This window comes from Arthrobacter sp. 05L428, assembly GCF_056397665.1.
Genome location: NZ_JBFTNW010000011.1, coordinates 1 through 18,262 on the forward strand (window position 1 = coordinate 1; position 18,262 = coordinate 18,262).

General features: G+C 67.7%; 15 protein-coding genes and 1 rRNA gene. 2 read left to right on the plus strand and 14 right to left on the minus strand.

What is annotated here, in order from left to right:
• Positions 1-460 precede the first annotated feature (460 nt).
• The 6 genes from AC1DH3_RS15830 to AC1DH3_RS15855 all read right to left on the minus strand — a co-directional run bounded on the left by AC1DH3_RS15830 (position 461) and on the right by AC1DH3_RS15855 (position 8,080).
• A 16S ribosomal RNA gene (locus AC1DH3_RS15830) occupies positions 461-1,987 on the minus strand.
• Positions 1,988-2,356: 369 nt separating this feature from the next.
• Entirely contained in the window at positions 2,357-3,670 is a 1,314-nt protein-coding gene (tyrS, locus tag AC1DH3_RS15835; protein ID WP_441419446.1) for a tyrosine--tRNA ligase, read from the minus strand.
• A 148-nt stretch (positions 3,671-3,818) separates the two neighbouring features.
• Positions 3,819-6,047, minus strand: a complete 2,229-nt coding sequence (locus tag AC1DH3_RS15840; RefSeq protein WP_441419445.1) for a HelD family protein — start codon at positions 6,045-6,047, stop codon at positions 3,819-3,821.
• 128 nt (positions 6,048-6,175) lie between these two features.
• Complete coding sequence (locus tag AC1DH3_RS15845) at positions 6,176-6,739, minus strand: adenine phosphoribosyltransferase (RefSeq protein WP_441419444.1); 564 nt, start codon at positions 6,737-6,739, stop codon at positions 6,176-6,178.
• A gap of 54 nt (positions 6,740-6,793) precedes the next feature.
• The gene (locus AC1DH3_RS15850; protein ID WP_441419443.1) at positions 6,794-7,429 is read right to left on the minus strand and encodes a hypothetical protein; all 636 of its coding nucleotides are present in this window, start codon (positions 7,427-7,429) and stop codon (positions 6,794-6,796) included.
• Positions 7,430-7,438: 9 nt separating this feature from the next.
• Complete coding sequence (locus tag AC1DH3_RS15855) at positions 7,439-8,080, minus strand: DNA-3-methyladenine glycosylase (protein ID WP_441419442.1); 642 nt, start codon at positions 8,078-8,080, stop codon at positions 7,439-7,441.
• A 102-nt stretch (positions 8,081-8,182) separates the two neighbouring features.
• Between AC1DH3_RS15855 and AC1DH3_RS15860 the strand changes: the two genes are divergently transcribed.
• On the plus strand, positions 8,183-9,766 hold the full coding sequence (locus AC1DH3_RS15860; RefSeq protein WP_441419441.1) for a DNA-3-methyladenine glycosylase 2 family protein: 1,584 nt from the start codon (positions 8,183-8,185) through the stop codon (positions 9,764-9,766).
• Entirely contained in the window at positions 9,763-10,278 is a 516-nt protein-coding gene (locus AC1DH3_RS15865) for a methylated-DNA--[protein]-cysteine S-methyltransferase (protein ID WP_441419440.1), read from the plus strand. Before AC1DH3_RS15860 ends, AC1DH3_RS15865 begins: the two co-directional genes overlap by 4 nt.
• Here the strand turns inward: AC1DH3_RS15865 and AC1DH3_RS15870 are convergent.
• The 8 genes from AC1DH3_RS15870 to argB all read right to left on the minus strand — a co-directional run bounded on the left by AC1DH3_RS15870 (position 10,275) and on the right by argB (position 18,253).
• The gene (locus AC1DH3_RS15870) at positions 10,275-11,015 is read right to left on the minus strand and encodes a maleylpyruvate isomerase family mycothiol-dependent enzyme (RefSeq protein WP_476909735.1); all 741 of its coding nucleotides are present in this window, start codon (positions 11,013-11,015) and stop codon (positions 10,275-10,277) included. The two genes, AC1DH3_RS15865 and AC1DH3_RS15870, sit on opposite strands and share 4 nt — an antisense overlap.
• Before the next feature lie 56 nt (positions 11,016-11,071).
• Positions 11,072-11,593, minus strand: a complete 522-nt coding sequence (locus AC1DH3_RS15875) for a pyridoxine/pyridoxamine 5'-phosphate oxidase (RefSeq protein ID WP_441419438.1) — start codon at positions 11,591-11,593, stop codon at positions 11,072-11,074.
• A gap of 148 nt (positions 11,594-11,741) precedes the next feature.
• On the minus strand, positions 11,742-13,178 hold the full coding sequence (gene argH / locus AC1DH3_RS15880) for an argininosuccinate lyase (protein WP_441419437.1): 1,437 nt from the start codon (positions 13,176-13,178) through the stop codon (positions 11,742-11,744).
• 5 nt (positions 13,179-13,183) lie between these two features.
• Positions 13,184-14,389 (minus strand): argininosuccinate synthase, encoded by a 1,206-nt coding sequence (locus tag AC1DH3_RS15885; protein WP_175323273.1) that lies wholly within the window; start codon positions 14,387-14,389, stop codon positions 13,184-13,186.
• Positions 14,390-14,449: 60 nt separating this feature from the next.
• Positions 14,450-14,980, minus strand: coding sequence for an arginine repressor (locus AC1DH3_RS15890; RefSeq protein ID WP_441419436.1), 531 nt, complete (start codon positions 14,978-14,980; stop codon positions 14,450-14,452).
• On the minus strand, positions 14,980-15,975 hold the full coding sequence (gene argF / locus AC1DH3_RS15895; RefSeq protein WP_441419456.1) for an ornithine carbamoyltransferase: 996 nt from the start codon (positions 15,973-15,975) through the stop codon (positions 14,980-14,982). Before argF ends, AC1DH3_RS15890 begins: the two co-directional genes overlap by 1 nt.
• Positions 15,976-15,983: 8 nt before the next feature.
• Positions 15,984-17,213, minus strand: coding sequence for an acetylornithine transaminase (locus tag AC1DH3_RS15900; RefSeq protein ID WP_476909736.1), 1,230 nt, complete (start codon positions 17,211-17,213; stop codon positions 15,984-15,986).
• 107 nt (positions 17,214-17,320) lie between these two features.
• Entirely contained in the window at positions 17,321-18,253 is a 933-nt protein-coding gene (gene argB / locus AC1DH3_RS15905; RefSeq protein WP_441419434.1) for an acetylglutamate kinase, read from the minus strand.
• Positions 18,254-18,262: the final 9 nt, after the last annotated feature.

The following is an 18,262-nucleotide window of genomic DNA, read 5'->3' on the forward strand; positions in this document are numbered from 1 at the left end:
ACCGTCCCCACACCCGAAGGCATGGAACCAGATCCAGGTTCATATTCTTGGAAATTGCTTCTTATAAAAGATGCTCGCGTCCACTATGTAGTTCTCAAACAACAACCCCGTACCACACACCCCACACACCCGGACCCCCRAAAGGACCCACACARTGCATGAAACGCTGCAGCCGGGAAACCAGAAACACAAGTCCCGGAAGAAAGTCACCCTCCCCCCGGTCCTGTTGTCTCAGGACCCAACAGTGTGCCAAACACTAAACCGCACAACCCGGGCCCCCACCGTTCCAGGACACTCAAAAGCATCCGTACTGGGCAAGGACMAAACCATGCGGCCGCTATTTGCTGATATTCCACCCGTGAGCACCCGCCGCAGAACTTACGTCTGCGCAACGGGCGTACTCCTGACAACCCCGACACACCCACATACATGAGGCACGGTGATTGTAGGCGCTCCTTAGAAAGGAGGTGATCCAGCCGCACCTTCCGGTACGGCTACCTTGTTACGACTTAGTCCCAATCGCCAGTCCCACCTTCGACAGCTCCCTCCCACAAGGGGTTAGGCCACCGGCTTCGGGTGTTACCAACTTTCGTGACTTGACGGGCGGTGTGTACAAGGCCCGGGAACGTATTCACCGCAGCGTTGCTGATCTGCGATTACTAGCGACTCCGACTTCATGGGGTCGAGTTGCAGACCCCAATCCGAACTGAGACCGGCTTTTTGGGATTAGCTCCACCTCACAGTATCGCAACCCTTTGTACCGGCCATTGTAGCATGCGTGAAGCCCAAGACATAAGGGGCATGATGATTTGACGTCGTCCCCACCTTCCTCCGAGTTGACCCCGGCAGTCTCCCATGAGTCCCCGCCATTACGCGCTGGCAACATGGAACGAGGGTTGCGCTCGTTGCGGGACTTAACCCAACATCTCACGACACGAGCTGACGACAACCATGCACCACCTGTGAACCGGCCCCAAAGGGGAAGGACTGTTTCCAGCCCGGTCCGGTCCATGTCAAGCCTTGGTAAGGTTCTTCGCGTTGCATCGAATTAATCCGCATGCTCCGCCGCTTGTGCGGGCCCCCGTCAATTCCTTTGAGTTTTAGCCTTGCGGCCGTACTCCCCAGGCGGGGCACTTAATGCGTTAGCTACGGCGCGGAAAACGTGGAATGTCCCCCACACCTAGTGCCCAACGTTTACGGCATGGACTACCAGGGTATCTAATCCTGTTCGCTCCCCATGCTTTCGCTCCTCAGCGTCAGTTAATGCCCAGAGACCTGCCTTCGCCATCGGTGTTCCTCCTGATATCTGCGCATTTCACCGCTACACCAGGAATTCCAGTCTCCCCTACATCACTCTAGTCTGCCCGTACCCACCGCAGATCCGGAGTTGAGCCCCGGACTTTCACGGCAGACGCGACAAACCGCCTACGAGCTCTTTACGCCCAATAATTCCGGATAACGCTTGCGCCCTACGTATTACCGCGGCTGCTGGCACGTAGTTAGCCGGCGCTTCTTCTGCAGGTACCGTCACTTTCGCTTCTTCCCTACTGAAAGAGGTTTACAACCCGAAGGCCGTCATCCCTCACGCGGCGTCGCTGCATCAGGCTTGCGCCCATTGTGCAATATTCCCCACTGCTGCCTCCCGTAGGAGTCTGGGCCGTGTCTCAGTCCCAGTGTGGCCGGTCACCCTCTCAGGCCGGCTACCCGTCGTCGCCTTGGTGAGCCATTACCTCACCAACAAGCTGATAGGCCGCGAGTCCATCCAAAACCACAATAAAGCTTTCCACCCCCCACCATGCGATGAGGAGTCATATCCGGTATTAGACCCAGTTTCCCAGGCTTATCCCAGAGTTAAGGGCAGGTTACTCACGTGTTACTCACCCGTTCGCCACTAATCCCCGGTGCAAGCACCGGATCATCGTTCGACTTGCATGTGTTAAGCACGCCGCCAGCGTTCATCCTGAGCCAGGATCAAACTCTCCGTTGAAGTAAAACAGACACAGTTCTCAAACAACAGACACATTCGAATACTTCTCGAAACAATTCACTCAGTGAATTTCTTTTTGTTCCGCATTTCTTCGCTGCGATGTATTTAGCTTATTTCATTCATTTCCACTTTGCAAACCCGGAAGTTCTTCCGAAATTCACTCCGAAGAAGCGAATCCGCCCAGCAAAATGCGAAGCAATTTCGCTTTCCCACATCTTGCGCAGGAAGAATTGCTTCTTTTTTGTTGGGGGTTGGTCACCGCTCAACGGCGGCGACTCAGAAAACAATACACGCTCCCCTGCGGCCGTGCAAATCGGCCGGAGGGGAGCGTGCATGAGGCTGAACCGCTGCTTAGCCGTGCAGTGCCGGCTAGGCTCCCGAAACCTCCACGGTTGCCAGGTTCTTCTTGCCGCGGCGCAGCAACAGGTAGCGCCCGTGCAGCAGTTCGTCGGCCGTGATGACGGCGTCGGGGTCGGAGATCTTGGTGTTATTCACGTAAGCCCCGCCCTCCCCCACGGTACGCCGGGCCGCGGACTTGCTTTCGGAGAGCCCGGTAGCCACCAGCAGGTCAATGATGCCGAGCCCGGAGCCGTCCACGGTGGCGGAGGGCAGTTCCGCCGTCGCGGCCTTGAGGCTCTCTGCGTCCAGTGCGGTCAGGTCCCCGCCGCCGAACACGGCTGCCGAGGCGGCAATGACCTTTTCGGTGGCCTCGACGCCGTGCACCAGCGAGGTCACCTCGTAGGCAAGCTTCCGCTGGCCAACACGTGCGAACGGGCGCTCGGCAACCGAGGTTTCGAGGGCTTCGATTTCGGCGCGGCTGAGGAAGGTGAAGACCTTGAGGCGGGCCGCGACGTCGGCGTCGGCGGTGTTGAGCCAGAACTGGTAGAAGGCGTACGGGCTGCACATCTCCGCGTCCAGCCAGATCGCGTTGCCCTCGCTCTTGCCGAACTTGGTGCCGTCCGAGTTGGTGATCAGCGGCGTGCCCAGCGCGTGGACGTGCTTGCCCTCCACCTTGCGGATCAGGTCCGTGCCGCTGGTGAGGTTGCCCCACTGGTCCGAGCCGCCGGTCTGCAGCACGCAACCGTAGTCGCGGAACAGCTGCAGGTAGTCCATGCCCTGCAGGATCTGGTAGCTGAACTCGGTGTAGCTGATCCCCTCATCCGAGTTCAGGCGGGTGGCAACGATGTCCTTCTTGATCATCGTGCCGACGCGGAAGTGCTTCCCGATGCCGCGCAGGAAATCAATGGCACTCAGCGGGGCGGTCCAGTCGAGATTGTTGACCATCCGGGCCGCGTTATCGCCCTCGAAGCTGAGGAAGCGCTGGACCTGGCCCTGCAGCCGGCCGACCCATTCCGCCACGGTCTCCGGAGTGTTGAGCACCCGCTCGGCGGTCTGCCGGGGGTCACCGATCAGTCCGGTGGAACCTCCCACCAACCCGAGGGGCTTGTGCCCGGCCAGCTGGAGCCGGCGCATCAGCAGCAGTTGCACGAGGTTGCCCAGGTGCAGGCTTGGCGCGGTGGGGTCGAAGCCGCAGTAGTACGTTGCGGGGGCGCCGGCGAGCAGTTTCTCCAGCTCCGCCTCGTCCGTCGAAACGTGCACAAGGCCGCGCCATTTCAGCTCCTGCCAGATGTTGGCGAAGCCGGGGTCGTTCTGCTGGGACTGAAGATCATTTAGCTGGGACACGGAATCTAAGTTAGCAGGATCGACAGGGCCGGACGGCCCCGCTCCAGCTCGTGACGGCGCCGGGCGCGACGGCGCCGTCGTGACGGGCCCGGCACAGCCGCAGCGTCCGGGGCGGCAACCCAGGCCGCCGCCACCGGGGAGGGGAGCCTCAGTCTTCGATGCCTGCCGGTACGGGAGCAGCCGCGATGAGCCGTAAGCGCTGGGTGGGGCGGGTCATCGCGACGTACAGATCGCCTACCCGGCCGTGCTCGTGGTTGAGCATGGCAGACGGTTCCAGCACCACGACGCCGTCGAACTCCAGGCCCTTGGCCTCGCGGGGGCTGATCACCACGATGTCCTGCTCGTAGCTGCCGGCGCCCGTGCCGACGCGGCGGCCGTACGCTGCGCGCAACGCGGCGGTGGCCTCCGGCAAGAGCCCGCCGTCGGCGATCACGGCCAGCAGGCCGCCGTCGAGCGCATCCAGTTCCTCGGGGAGCACCTCAAGGAGCCGGTCCACGATCGCCCCGGGCTCGACGCGATCAATCACCGGCGACCAGCGTCCCTCGCGGACTGCCTTTGGCGCGGAGACGACGAGTCCGGCGGCATTGGCCATCCGGGCCGCCGCCTCGGCAATCTGCGACGGGGTGCGGTAGTTGACGGTGAGTTCCTCAAGCTGCCAGCGGTCCCCGAACATCGGGGCCAGCGCGCTCTGCCAGGACTTCGCCCCGGCCACCGAACTCGTCTGGGCGATGTCGCCGACAATCGTGAAGGACTTCAGCGGGCAGCGGCGGACCAGCAGCCGCCACTGCATGGGCGAGAGCTCCTGCGCCTCGTCCACCACAATGTGCCCGAACGCCCAGCTGCGGTCGCTCGTGGCCCGCTCCGCCGCGGTCAGCCGCGCCTCGCGTTCCTGGTTCTGGTCCACAAGTTCTTCGGCTGAGATGAGGACATCCACCCCGGCCGTTTCCATGTTGACCAGGGTCTGCTTGGCGTTGGCGAGATCGCGGGCCCGGTCGTGCTCCTGCTGGGCCAGGCCACGGCCAGCAGCCGGATCCAGTTCGCCGAGCAGTTCGGCGGCCTCGTCCAGCAGCGGCACGTCGGCCTCGGTCCACGGCGAACCGGCCGGCCGGAGCAGTCGGGCGCGTTCGGCCGCGCTGAGGTTCGGGGTGCAGGCCTCGAGGATGGCGGGCTTGCTCAGCAACTCGCCCACCAGCTTCTCCGGGGTCATCGGCATCCAGCACAGGTTCAGGGCCACACGCACGTCACGCGCCGAACGGACGTCCTCCGCGAGGTAGGAACGGTCGGCGTTGTTGCCGATGCTGCTGGCCTCGACCAGTTCGGTCATCTGCTCGGTCAGTTCGCGCAGCAGGATCTTGACGAAGGAGACCCTGGCCTCATTGTGCGGCTTCCCGGTGGCGCGCGCCTTTTCGCGGGCACGGCGGACCTGCCTCGGCGTCAGCACCAGCTTGCGGCCGTCCACTTCGAGGACACGGTTTTCGGCCGGGATCCGCTGCCGGTTGGCGACCGCGTTGGCGACGACCTCGGCCATGTCGAGCCGGCCCTTGATCGCCGCGACGTCTGAATCGTCTTCGGCAACGGCGTGGATGCCGGGCATCAGCCGGCCCAGGCTGGCCATCACGACGCCGGTCTCGCCCAGGGACGGCAGCACCCGTTCGATGTAGTTCATGAACGACGACGACGGGCCCACCAGCAGCACGCCGGCGGTCTTGAGCCGGTCCCGGTGGGTGTAGAGCAGGTAGGCGGCGCGGTGCAGGGCGACGGCGGTCTTGCCGGTACCCGGTCCGCCCTGGACCACGAGGGCACCGGAGATGGACGAACGGATGATCCGGTCCTGCTCGGACTGGATGGTGCCCACGATGTCCGACATCCGGCCCGTGCGCTTGGAGTTCAGGGCCGCGAGCAGCGCGCCTTCGCCCTGCAGGGAGGCGTTGTCGGCCAGCATGTCGGCGTCGAGCACGTCATCCTCGATGGCCTTGACTTCGCGGCCCTGCAGGATCAGGTGCCGGCGTCGGCGTACACCTTGACGGTCGAAGGCGGTGGCCTGGTAGAAGTGGCCGGCTTCGGGCGCCCGCCAGTCCACCATCAGCCGCTGCAGGTCCTCGGTGGTCAGGCCGATGCGGCCGATGTACTGGGCTTCCCCGGAGTCGAGGTCGAGGCGGCCGAACACGAGGCGGTCGTCGACGGCGTCGAGCTGTGCGAGGCGGTCCTCGTAGAGTGCGGCGAACGCGTCCCGCTCGGAGACGTTCTGCATGGTGCCCACGGCACCGGCGCGGCGAACCTGGGCGAGCTGGGCGCGCTTCTCCGCCCGCAGCTCATCCAGCCGGGCATACAGTCCGGCTACATAGTCGCGTTCATGGGCCAAATCAGCGTCGTGCATCGAACGTTCCCCTATCGAAAAAGACAGACCAACCATTCTACAACCATTTCGGTGTTCGCTCCCGAAATATGTCAGTTTTCATCAGACTGGACTTTTTGCAGGCATTCTACCGAGGCGTTTGCTGGCCGCTAGAGGTTCAGCAGGGAGTGGATGCGGTGGCCGGCCAGGGCCGCGCGGCCGTTCAAGTCGCCGAGCTCCATCACGACGCCGACGCCAGCCACCTCGACGCCGCAGCGTTCGAACAGCCGGGAGGCTGCGCCCAAAGTGCCGCCGGTGGCGAGGACGTCATCGAGGATGAGCACCCGGGTACCCGGCGCCAGGTCCGAGCTGTGCAGTTCCAGGGTGGCGGTGCCGTATTCCAGCGAGTAGTCCTCGGAGACCACTTCGCGCGGCAGCTTGCCGGCCTTGCGGACGGTGACGACGCCGGTGTCCGTGGCGTAGGCGGCGGCCGCAGCCAACAGGAAGCCCCGGGCTTCCACCCCGGCGACGGCGTCGAACTGGCCGTGGAAGGGCGCCACCAGCGCATCGACCACAGCTTTGAGGGCGGCCCCGTCGGCGAAGACCGGGGTCAGATCCCTGAAGATGATTCCCGGCTTGGGGTAGTCAGGGACGGTGGCGCACAGGCTGGCGATCAGCTCGTCCACCGGGATTGCGTTGCTGGTCTGGGGCTGGGCCTGCTCGCTTTGTTTCACCCATCAATCTTACTGGCTGGTAGCAAACGGCCGTTCCGGCCGCGGGCTACCGGCCTACCCTCCGGCCGTCGGGGGCCCGGCCGCGTCACCCGCTGCTTCCGGGGACCGCAAGAGGTCATGGGCAAATCCGTACCTGACGAGTTCCAGCGCCTTGGCGAGCGCGTGCTCCGCGTCGAACCGGCTGTCCGCTGCGGCGCTGAGGCGGGCGTAGTCGTTTGCCCAACCGGACCGGCGGAAGCGGTCGGCGTCGCCGTGCAAAAGCCGTCCATAGAGAACGTCTTCGAAGCGGTCCGGCCCTTCATCCGGGGCCGGCACTTCGTCATGGCCGGGCCCTGGCAGCACACGTTGACGTCCCTGGACCATCTCCGCGGTGAACAGCTCAACCACGTGTTCCGTGCCTTCCGTCAGGTGTCGGTCCGCCGAGTAGTTGCAGAGGCGGAGTGCCCTCACCACCAGCTTGAGTGAAACGTGTTCATCGCGCACGATGAATTTGCGCAGCAGTGCGGCCCGAAAAAGCTCGATCCAATGCCGGCGCTCCCCCTCTGTCCCACCCGCGCTGGAGGGCACCGCCGGCGGCTCCGCGTCGGCTTGGAACAGCGCCACCATCCGGAAGTACTCGGCGGCGAGCTGCTCGAAGATCACCAGCCGTTCGAGCTCGCTGCCTGGCTTCCCGCGCTTGCCTTCGCCCATGATTGCCGGCTAAGCCGTTCGGACCTTCGCGGCCTTGTAACGGGATACAGTCGGGTCGCCGCTGAGCCAGAAGCGCCACGGGTAGTCGTCGGTGCCGCCGGCGCCGGAGACGCCCACCCGCGGCCCGGAACTGATCGCGGCCGCCGGCACGGCCGGGAGCTCGAGCCGGAACGGTGCACTGAGCGCGTCGCGGCCGCTGTCCGCCGTCGTCAGTCCCAGGGCGGTGGCGAAGCGGGCCGGACCGCTGGCGAGGTCCTTCGGGGCTTTCGACGTCGGCCGCCGCGCCTGGGCCAGTTCCTCCCCGACCACGACTTCACCGGCGCGCAGGAGCAGGGCGGAGGCCACTCCCTCGGGGCCGCAGACGATGTTGGCGCAATGGTGCATCCCGTAGGTGAAGTAGACGTAGAGGTGCCCCGCCGGGCCGAACATCGGGGCGTTCCGCCGGGTCTGGCCGCGGAAAGTGTGCGAGCCGGGATCAGGGTGCAGCGAGTCCTCCGGCCCCAGATAGGCCTCGACCTCGGTGATCCGCACCGCTACCGGCCCACCATGGCTGCTGTGCGTCAGCACTGCGCCGAGCAGCAGCGGGGCCACGGTTCGGGCGTCGGCGGACAGCAGCCCGCGCAGGGCGTCTGGCGTCAGGCTGGAATCCATCCTCCGACTTTAACAAACCCCTGAATCGCGGCATAGCGGCCCCTCACGGCCGTGTCCGATTTCCGCTAGCAGAGGTCCGCCGGAAGCTGGCAGGATGGAGCCATGGACTTTTGGCAGCGCTACCGGGCAATCGATGCCCGGGACCCCCGTTTCGACGGGCAGTTCTATACCGCTGTCCGCACCACCGGCATCTACTGCCGGCCCTCCTGCCCGGCGCGGACCCCGAAGGCCGGCAATGTCACCTTTTACGAGACGTCCGCCGCCGCGCATGACGCAGGCTACCGGGCATGCAAACGCTGCCTCCCCGAAGCCGTGCCGGGCACCCCGGCGTGGAATGTCCGCTCGGACATCGCCGGCCGGGCCATGCGCCTGATCAACGACGGCGTGATCAACCGCGACGGCGTGGAAGGGCTCGCCTCGCGGCTCGGCTACTCCTCGCGCCAGCTCAACCGCATCCTCAGCCACGAACTCGGTGCCGGCCCGCTCTCGCTGGCGAGGGCCAGCCGTGCGCAGACCGCCCGGACCCTGCTGGTCTCCACCTCAATGAAGGCCGCCGACATCGCATTCGCCTCGGGCTTCAGCAGCGTCCGGCAGTTCAACGAGACCATCACCGAGGTCTTTGCCATGACCCCCTCGGCGCTGCGGGCCACGGCGCGGCACCAGCAGGCGACGGCCCGGACGGCGGTGGCCTCCACGGCGCTTACGTTGAACCTGCCGTACCGGGAGCCGTTCGATCCTGGGGTGTTCGCATTCCTGGCCGTCCGAGCCATTCCGGGCATCGAGGAAGGAAGCTCCACCTCCTACGCCCGCACCCTGCGGTTGGCGCACGGGGATGCCCGCTTCCGGGTGGACTACGACGCCGGCTCCCCGGGCCGGCCCCTGAGGCTGACGATTGGGGCCGTGGACCTGCGGGACCTGGCCTCGCTGCTCAGCCGGGTGCGGCGCCTGCTGGATCTCGACGCCGACCCGGTCGCGATCGATACCTCCCTCGCCGCCGATCCGCGGCTGGCGGCCAGCGTTGCCGCCGCCCCCGGCATGCGGATGCCCGGGGCCGTGGATCCGCAGGAGCTGCTGATTCGCGCCATGATCGGCCAACAGATCACCGTGGCGGCTGCGAGGACGGCCCTGGTCCAGCTTTCCGCGTGCGGCAGCGAGAGCCTGGTTCCGGCGGACGGCCTGCACCGGCTCTTCCCGACGGCGGCGGACATCGCGGACACCGGGTTCCAGTTGCTGCGCGGACCTCAGCGCCGCATCGACTCGGTCCGTGCCGCCGCCGCGGCAATGGCCGCCGGTGACCTGGATTTTGGCTACGGCGACGACCTCGCCGGCCTGCAGGCCAAGCTCTTGCCGCTGGCCGGCGTCGGGCCCTGGACTGTGGGCTATGTCGCAATGCGCGTGATCGGCGCCCCGGACGTTTTCCTGGCCAACGACGCCGCGGTCCGCAATGGTATCCGCTCGCTGGCGCAGGCGTCAGACGATAACGCCGGTGGCGCCGCCGCGGCTGCGGATGGCCTGCCCGCCGACCCGATCGCCCCCGATTCGCTCTCTCCCGATTTTCGGGAGGTCAGTCCCTGGCGCTCCTACGCCACCATGCACCTCTGGCGTGCGGCCGCAGCGGCCCAGTCCGCAGCGCGGACCATGGCAGCCCGGCCCAAGACAGCAGCTTCGAAGAAAGTGACGACATGAAAGCCCAGCTTTTGACCATCTCCACCCCGGACGGTCCGTTCACCATCATTGCCCGGGACGGCGCGGTGCTGGCCTCGGGCTGGACCGCGGTGCCCGGCGAACTCACGGGCCAGATCCACCCGGACCTGCTGCCCGGCGGCTACGAACCGGTGTCGGAACTGCGCGGCATCTCGGCCGCCGTCGAGGAGTTCTACGCCGGCAACCCGCGAGCCGCGATGGAAGTCCCGGTGCTGCAGAAATCGGGCCCCTTCCGCAGCCATGCCTGGGACATGCTGCGGACCGTGGCGCCGGGGCATCCGGTGACGTACACCGAGTACGCGGAACTGTCCGGCAACGCGAAGGCCGTCCGGGCGGCGGCCAGCGCCTGCGCCTTCAACGCGGCCGCTCTGTTCGTGCCATGCCACCGGGTGATCCGCACCGACGGGAGCCTGGGCGGGTTCCGCTGGGGACTCGCCATCAAAAAGAGCCTGCTGGACCGCGAACGGCAGCTGGCCCTGGCCGTGCGGGCCTAGTTCGTCACTGGAACGCCCGCGGGCCACGGCAACAGCGCGGGCAGCTCGACGCCGTCGGCCGCTGCCGTGGCGCGCAGGCTCCCCAGGGTGGAGGTGCGGCCGGCCAGCCACGCCGCGATGTCGGTGAGCATGCCGTTGATCGCGGTGGAGCGTCCGCCGGCGGCGCCGATCGCGACGGAGGGCAGGCCGAGCGGCTGGAGCACAAAACGCTCGCCCTCAGGCACCCGGGCGGCCAGGAACTCGAAGAGATGCTCGCAGAACGGCTTGCTCCACGTTTCGGGGCCGCGGCCGGTGCCCAGGTCCGTGGCGTGGATGGTGAGTTCGCGCCAGAGCGCCAGGCCGCCGTCGAACACAACGCCGCCGCGGTAACTGATCGGCTCCCGCCAGCCCGCCGCCTCCAGCGAACCGAAGGCGCCCAGGGCACGCTCGAAGGCCGCGGCCAGCGCGGCCCGGTGCTGCTCAGCGCTGTGGCCGGCCGCCAGTTCGATGGCGCGGGTGCGTCCCTCGAAGCCGCCGTCGTAGAGTTCGATGCTTTCGCCGCGGCCGGCGTACTCAACCTGGCGGGCCATCGCGTTGGCGATTCCGGCCAGGTGGGCCAGCACGTGCCCGCGGGTCCAGCCAGGGAGTTCGGACGCGGCCAGGACGTCCTGGTCGTTGAGTTTGGCGGCGATTCCGGTCACGACGTCCGCGGCGCGGCGGAGTTCCTCCAGCAGGTTTTCAGGGGTGATTGAGGTCATGGCGCCCATCCTAACGGAGCCTCCGGATTAACGGTGATTAACTGGGCTGAGCCGTCTCAGCGCGCCCCGTAGCGGTGCCGGATGTGCCGCCGGTCATGCCGGGCCTGCCAGAATTCGAGTTCGCGGGGCCGGAGCGCGTAGAGCTGCCAGCTGGGGTTCTCGCTGCCGTCGGCGCCGGGCCGATCGTGCCAGTCGGCGGCGGAGGCTTCCGCGGAGAGCGCCACAACCTGGCCGGCCACACGGACCTGGCGGCCCTGCTGCTGCCAGAAAAAGTTCAGCGCAGCGCTCGGGTTCTCTGCCAGTTCCCGGCCCTTGCGCGACTGGCGGGACGTCGCGAAGTGCCAGCCGTCGTCGTCGATGTCCTTGAGGATCAGCATCCGCGAGGACGGACGTCCGAGTGCGTCGGCGGTGGCCAGGCTGCAGGCGTTGGGCTGCGGAACTCCGGCCGCCAGGGCTTCGGCGAGCCACTGCCGGAACAGTTCCCCCGGGTCCTCGGGTGCCGTCGCCGGGTCGAAGTCCGGGAGCACGTCCGGGAAGTCGGGCAGGGCACGCAGGAACTGGCGGAACGATTCGCTCATGCACCCACCTTAAGCGCCACGAGATGACACTTCGCGGCAGTGTTTACGAAAAACATTGCCGCGAAGTGTCCCCACCCGCCCCCTAACCTCGCAAGCTCGGTCAGGGGACCCTGCGGGTGTGGGCCCCCATCTCGCGGGTGTCGAAGTGCTACCCCGCGTACGCGCGCACGCCGTCGAGCTCCGCCTCGAGCGCCAGCAGCTGGCGTTCGACGGCGGCCGGCGCGGTGCCGCCCTGCGAGTTGCGGCTGTTGAGCGAGCCCTCGGTTGACAGCACCGTGCGGACCTCCGGGGTCAAATGCTCCGAGATGGCGGCGTATTCCTCGTCCGTCAGGTCCCAGAGTTCCACGTCGCGGCTTTCGGCCTGCTTCACGGCGGCGCCGGAGAGCTCGTGCGCCTCGCGGAACGGAACTCCCTGCCGGACCAGCCATTCGGCAATGTCCGTGGCCAGTGCGAAGCCTTGGGGTGCCAGCGCTTCCATCCGTTCGGTGTTGAACTTCAGGGTCGCGATCATGCCGGACACGGCCGGGAGCAGCAGCTCCAGGGTGTCGGCGGCGTCGAAGACCGGTTCCTTGTCCTCCTGCAGGTCGCGGTTGTACGCGAGCGGCAGGCCCTTGAGCGTGGCGAGCAGCCCGGTCAGGTCGCCGATCAGCCGGCCGGCCTTGCCGCGGGCCAGTTCGGCCACGTCAGGGTTCTTCTTCTGCGGCATGATCGAGGAGCCGGTGGAGTAGGAGTCGTGCAGGGTCACGAAGGAGAACTCCTTGGTGGCCCACAGGATCACTTCCTCCGAGACCCGGGACAGGTCCACGCCGATCATCGCCGACACCCACGCGAACTCGGCAAAGACGTCGCGGGAGGCGGTGCCGTCGATCGAGTTGTGCGTGGCCGAGTTGAAGCCAAGGTCCGCCGCGACGGCCTCCGGGTCCAGGCCCAGCGAGGAACCGGCGAGGGCGCCGGAGCCGTAGGGCGAGACCCCAGCGCGCTTGTCCCAGTCGGCCAGCCGCTGCACATCGCGCAGCAGCGCCCAGGCGTGGGCCAACAGGTGGTGGCTGAGCAGGACCGGCTGGGCGTGCTGGAGGTGGGTGCGGCCGGGCATGGCCACCCCGCGGTGTTCCTTGGCCTGGCCGATCAGCGCGTCGATGGTGGCGAGGACGCCGCGGGCGATGATCCGGGCGTGGTCGCGCAGGAACATCCGGCCCAGCGTGGCCACCTGATCGTTGCGGGACCGGCCGGCGCGGAGCTTGCCGCCCAGCTGGCTGCCGGCACGCTCGATCAGGCCGCGTTCCAGCGAACCGTGCACATCCTCGTCGGACTCGGCCGGGGTGTAGGCGCCGGAGGCGACGTCCGCATCCAGCCGGCCCAGGGCGTCCAGCATGCCTTCAAGCTCGGCGTCGTCCAGCAGCCCGGCCTTGTGCAGCACGCGGGCGTGCGCCTGCGACCCGGCAATGTCGTAGCGGGCCAGCCGCCAGTCAAAGTGTGTGGACTTGCTCAACGCCGCGAGGGCGTCGGCGGGGCCGCCGGCGAACCGGCCGCCCCACAACGCACCCGTGTTCGTAGCCTCGGACTTGGTGGATTCCGACTCAGCCACAGGGGCTACTTTCCTGCGACGCGGATGTCGCGGCCGGAGGCAACCTTGGCGGACATGCCCCACAGCTCGATGAAGCCGCGGGCCATCGACTGGTCGAAGGTGTCGCCGGTGTCGTAGGTGGCGAGGTCGAAGTCGTAGAGCGAGGTCTCGGAGCGGCGTCCGTTGACGATCGCCTGGCCGCCGTGCAGCACCATGCGGATGTCGCCGGAGACGTAGCGCTGGGTGTCTTCGATGAAGGCGTCCAAGGAGCGCTTGAGCGGGGAGAACCACTGGCCGTCGTAGACCAGCTCGGACCAGCGCTGGCCGACCGTGGCCTTGAAGCGGGCCTGCTCGCGTTCGATCGTGATGTCCTCGAGGTGCTTGTGCGCGGTGATCAGCGCCATCGCGCCGGGGGCCTCGTAGATTTCGCGGGACTTGATGCCGACCAGGCGGTCCTCGACGACGTCGATCCGGCCGACGCCCTGGGCGCCGGCGCGACGGTTCAGTTCCTTGATGGCCTGCAGCGGGGTGACCTTGACGCCGTCGATTGCGACCGGCACGCCGGCTTCGAAGGAGATGGTGACTTCATCCGGGGCCGGCGGGAACTCCGGGGTGGCGGTGTAGTCGTAGATGTCCTTGGTGGGGGCGTTCCAGATGTCCTCAAGGTAGCCGGTCTCGACGGCGCGGCCCCAGACGTTCTGGTCGATCGAGTACGGGTTCTTCTTGGTGGTCTCGATCGGCAGTCCCTTCTCCTCGGCGAAGGCGATGGCCTTGTCGCGGGTCAGGGCGAGGTCGCGGACCGGGGCGATGCACTTCAGGTCCGGGCCGAGGGTCTGGATGCCGACCTCGAAACGAACCTGGTCGTTGCCCTTGCCGGTGCAGCCGTGGGCCACAGTGGTGGCGCCGAATTCGCGGGCGGCCTTGACCAGGTGCTTGACGATCACCGGGCGGGAGATTGCGGAGACCAGCGGGTAGTGGCCCTGGTAGAGGGCGTTCGCCTTCAGGGTGGGCATGCAGTACTCGTTCGCGAACTCGTCGGACGCGTCGGCCACGTAGGCTTCGACGGCGCCGCAGCCGAGGGCACGCTGGCGGATGGTCTCCAGCGACTCGCCGCCCTGTCCGACGTCGACCGCCACGGCAATGACCTCGGCGCCGGTCGCTTCTCCGATCCAGCCGATGGCTACGGAAGTATCCAGGCCACCGGAGTAGGCCAGCACAATACGCTCAGTCACTTCAAATGCTCCTTAGTTGTTGGGTTCTTGGGGTCTCTGGTGAAAGTTCACGGGTGGGGGTCATTGGCCGGCCTCTTCGGCCAGTGACAGGAAACGGGCGGCGACCGCGGCGCCGCCGGCCGGGTCGCGGGTGACCAGCAGCACGGTGTCGTCCCCGGCGATGGTGCCGAGGATCGAGGGCATCACCGAGTGGTCGATCGCGAGGGCCAGGAAGTTCGCGGCGCCCGGCGGGGTGCGAAGCACCACAAGGTTCGCGGAGGCCTCGGCCGTGACGAGCAGTTCCCCGCAGAGCCGCGCCAGCCGGGCGTCGAGGATCTCCTGCGTCACGCCGCTTTTGGCCGCGCGTTCCCCGCCCTCCCCCGGCACGGCGTACACGAGCACGCCTTCCTTGCCGCGGACCCGGACGGCGCCGAGCTCCACGAGGTCGCGGGACAGCGTGGCCTGGGTGACCTGGACGCCGTCGTCCGCGAGCAGGGCCGCCAGCTCGGCCTGCGAGCGGACGGATTCGCCGGTCAGGATGGCGGTGATCCGCGCCTGCCGGGCCGTCTTGGTGGCCGGGCTGGCTCCCTGGGCGGCGGGCTGGACGGACATCAGCCCAGCCCGTCAACCGGCGCGAGCCCGTCAACAACTGCCAGGCCGGAGCGGTGCATGAGCCAGGCCATCAGGGCTTTCTGCGCGTGCAACCGGTTCTCGGCCTCATCCCAGACCACGGACTGCGGGCCGTCGATCACGCCGGCGGAGATTTCGTAGCCGCGGTAGGCCGGGAGGCAGTGCAGCACGACGGCGTCCGGCGCGGCAAGCGTCATCGCGTCCTCGTCCACGGAGTAGTCGCGGAACAGCTGCAGCCGGGCCTCCTTCTCGTCCTCCTGGCCCATCGACACCCAGGTGTCGGTGGCGACGACGTCGGCTCCGCGGAGCGCCTCGGCGGCGTCCACGGTGACCAGCACCGAGCCGCCGGTCTCCGCGGCGCGCTCCTCCGCGGCGGCGACGATCTCCGCTGCGGGCAGGTAGCCCTCCGGGCCGGAGATGCGCACGTGCATGCCAGCGGTGACGCCGGCCAGCAGGTAGGAGTTGGCCATGTTGTTGGCCGAGTCGCCGAGGTAGCTCATGGTGAGGCCGGCCAGCGTGCCCTTGTGCTCCTTGACGGTCAGCAGGTCGGCCAGGAGCTGGCAGGGGTGGTAGTCGTCGCACAGGGCGTTGATCACCGGGACGCGCGAGTGTTCGGCCATCGCGACGAGGCCGGCGTGCGCCCCGGTCCGCCACACGACGGTGGAAACCATGCGTTCGAGGACCCTGGCGGTGTCCTCAACCGACTCCTTGTGGCCGATCTGGGCTTCGCCCGGGTTGATGATGAGGGCGTTGCCGCCCATGTCCGCGATGCCGGTGGCGAAGGAGACACGGGTCCGGGTGGAGGTCTTGTCGAAGATCACGGCCACGGTCTTGCGGCCGCTGCCTTCCGCGGCGAAGGGCTGGACACTGTACGGGGCCGCCTTCATCCGGAGGGCGAGGTCCAGGACCTCGGCCTGCTCGGCCGGGGTGAGGTCCGTGTCCTTGAGGAAGTGGCGGGTCGGCACGGATGCGGTCATGGAGGCGGTCACTGGGCGTCCTTTGCGGTCTGGAGGAGGGCCGGCAGGGCGGCGAGGAAGCGGTCGGCCTGGGCCTCGGTGAGGATCAGCGGCGGCGCGAGCCGGATGGTGTGCGGGCCGGGGCTGTTGACGATGAATCCGGCGTCGAGTCCGGCGGTGACGACGGCGGGGGCGACGTCGGCGTCGAGGTCGAAGCCGATCAGCAGGCCTTCGCCGCGGACTTCGGTGACGCCGGCGATTCCGGCGAGCCCGGTGCGCAGGTGCTCCCCCACCTCCCGGACGTGGGCGAGCACCTGCTGGTTCTCCAGCACGTGCAGGGTGGCCAGGGCGGCCGCGGTGGCGACCGGGTTGCCGCCAAATGTCGTCCCGTGCTGGCCGGCGGACAGCAGTGCGGACACCTCGGGGCCGAAGGTGAGCAGGGCGCCGATCGGGAACCCGCCGCCCAGGCCCTTGGCGAGGGTCACGGCGTCGGGAACGATTCCGGCGTCTTCGCTGGCCAGCCACTTGCCGGTGCGGCCGATGCCGGTCTGGACCTCGTCCAGGATCAGCAGGGCGCCGGCGCCGCTGGTGGCTTCGCGGGCGGCCCGGAGGTAGCCGGCGGGCAGCGGGCGGACGCCCGCCTCGCCCTGGATGGGTTCGAGGAAGACCGCGGCGGTGGAGTCGTCGATCTCGGCGCGGAGGGCGTCGATGTCACCGAAGGGGACGTGGACGACGCCGCCGGGCAGCGGCGCGAACGGCGCCCGGTAGGCTTCCTTCGAGGTGAGGGCCAGGGCGCCCATGGTGCGGCCGTGGAAGGCGCCTTCGAGGGCGATGATCTTGGTCCGCGGCTGCGCGTCCGTGTCTGTCTGGCTGACGCCAGCATTGCGCCTGGCCAGCTTGAACGCCGCTTCGACGGCCTCGGTGCCGGAATTGGCGAAGAACACCTTGGACCCGGCCGGTGCCTTGGAAATTTCCAGCAGCTTCTCCGCCAAGGCAATCTGGGTGGGGCTGGTGAAGAAATTGGAGACGTGGCCCAGGGCGGCCAACTGGCTGGAGATCACCGAGGTGACGAAGGGGTGGGCGTGGCCCAGCGCGTTGACCGCGATGCCGCCAAGCAGGTCCAGGTATTCCTTGCCGTCCGCGTCCCAGACGAGGCAGCCGGCGCCGCGGACCAGTACGCGCTGCGGGGTGCCGAAGACGCCAAGCAGCGAGGACGAGTAGCGGGACAGCCACTGCGCGCCGCTACTTTCGCCAGTCATAACGGAAGCTGTCGGAGCCCGGCCGGCGATGGGGGCCCGGGTGTGGTCGGGCACCGCGAAGCGGGCGGGGGCCCCATCGCCGGTCGGGCTCGCGCCTACAGTTTCGTTCATGCGTTCACTTCCTCGTCCGGGACGACCTGGGTGCCGATGCCGGCGGTCGTGAAGGTTTCCAGCAGCATCGAGTGCGGCAGCCGGCCGTCCACGATGTGCGCGCGCTCGACGCCGTCGTCAATCGCTTTCAGGCAGGCCGCCATCTTCGGGATCATGCCGGATTCAAGACGCGGGAGCATCTCGCGCAGCTCCGACGCCGTCAGCGACGAGATGAGCGATGACCTGTCCGGCCAGTTGGCGTAGAGGCCCTCGACATCGGTCAGGATGACCAGCTTGGAGGCACCCAGGGCCGACGCGACCGCCGCCGCAGCCGTGTCCGCGTTGACGTTGAGTACCTGCCCGGTGGTGGACCCGTCCGGGGAGATCTCCGGCGCGACGGTCGAGATCACCGGGATCCGGCCGGCCGCCACGATGTCCAGGATGCCTTCCGGGTTCACCCCGACGACTTCGCCGACGAGGCCCAGGTCCACCTCTTCGCCGTCCACCACGGTGCCGGTGCGGACGGCGCGCAGCAGTCCGCCGTCTTCGCCGGACATCCCGACGGCGTAGGGCCCGTGCGAGTTGATTAGGCCCACGAGCTCGCGGCCCACCTGGCCGGTAAGGACCATCCGGACCACGTCCATGGCCTCGGGGGTGGTGACGCGCAGGCCGCCCTTGAACTCGGATTCGATGCCGAGCCGGCTGAGCATGGCGTTGATCTGCGGGCCGCCGCCGTGCACCACGACGGGGTGGATGCCGACGTGGTGCAGGAAGACGACGTCCTCGGCGAAGGCGCGGCGGAGTTCGTCGTTGACCATGGCGTTGCCGCCGTACTTGATCACCATGGTGGTTCCGGCGAAGCGCTGGATCCAGGGCAGCGCCTCGATCAGGGTGCCGGCCTTGCCCTGCGCGTCGGCCATGGAAGTGGTCTCGCGGGTCTGGGTGCTCATGTCGTTCGT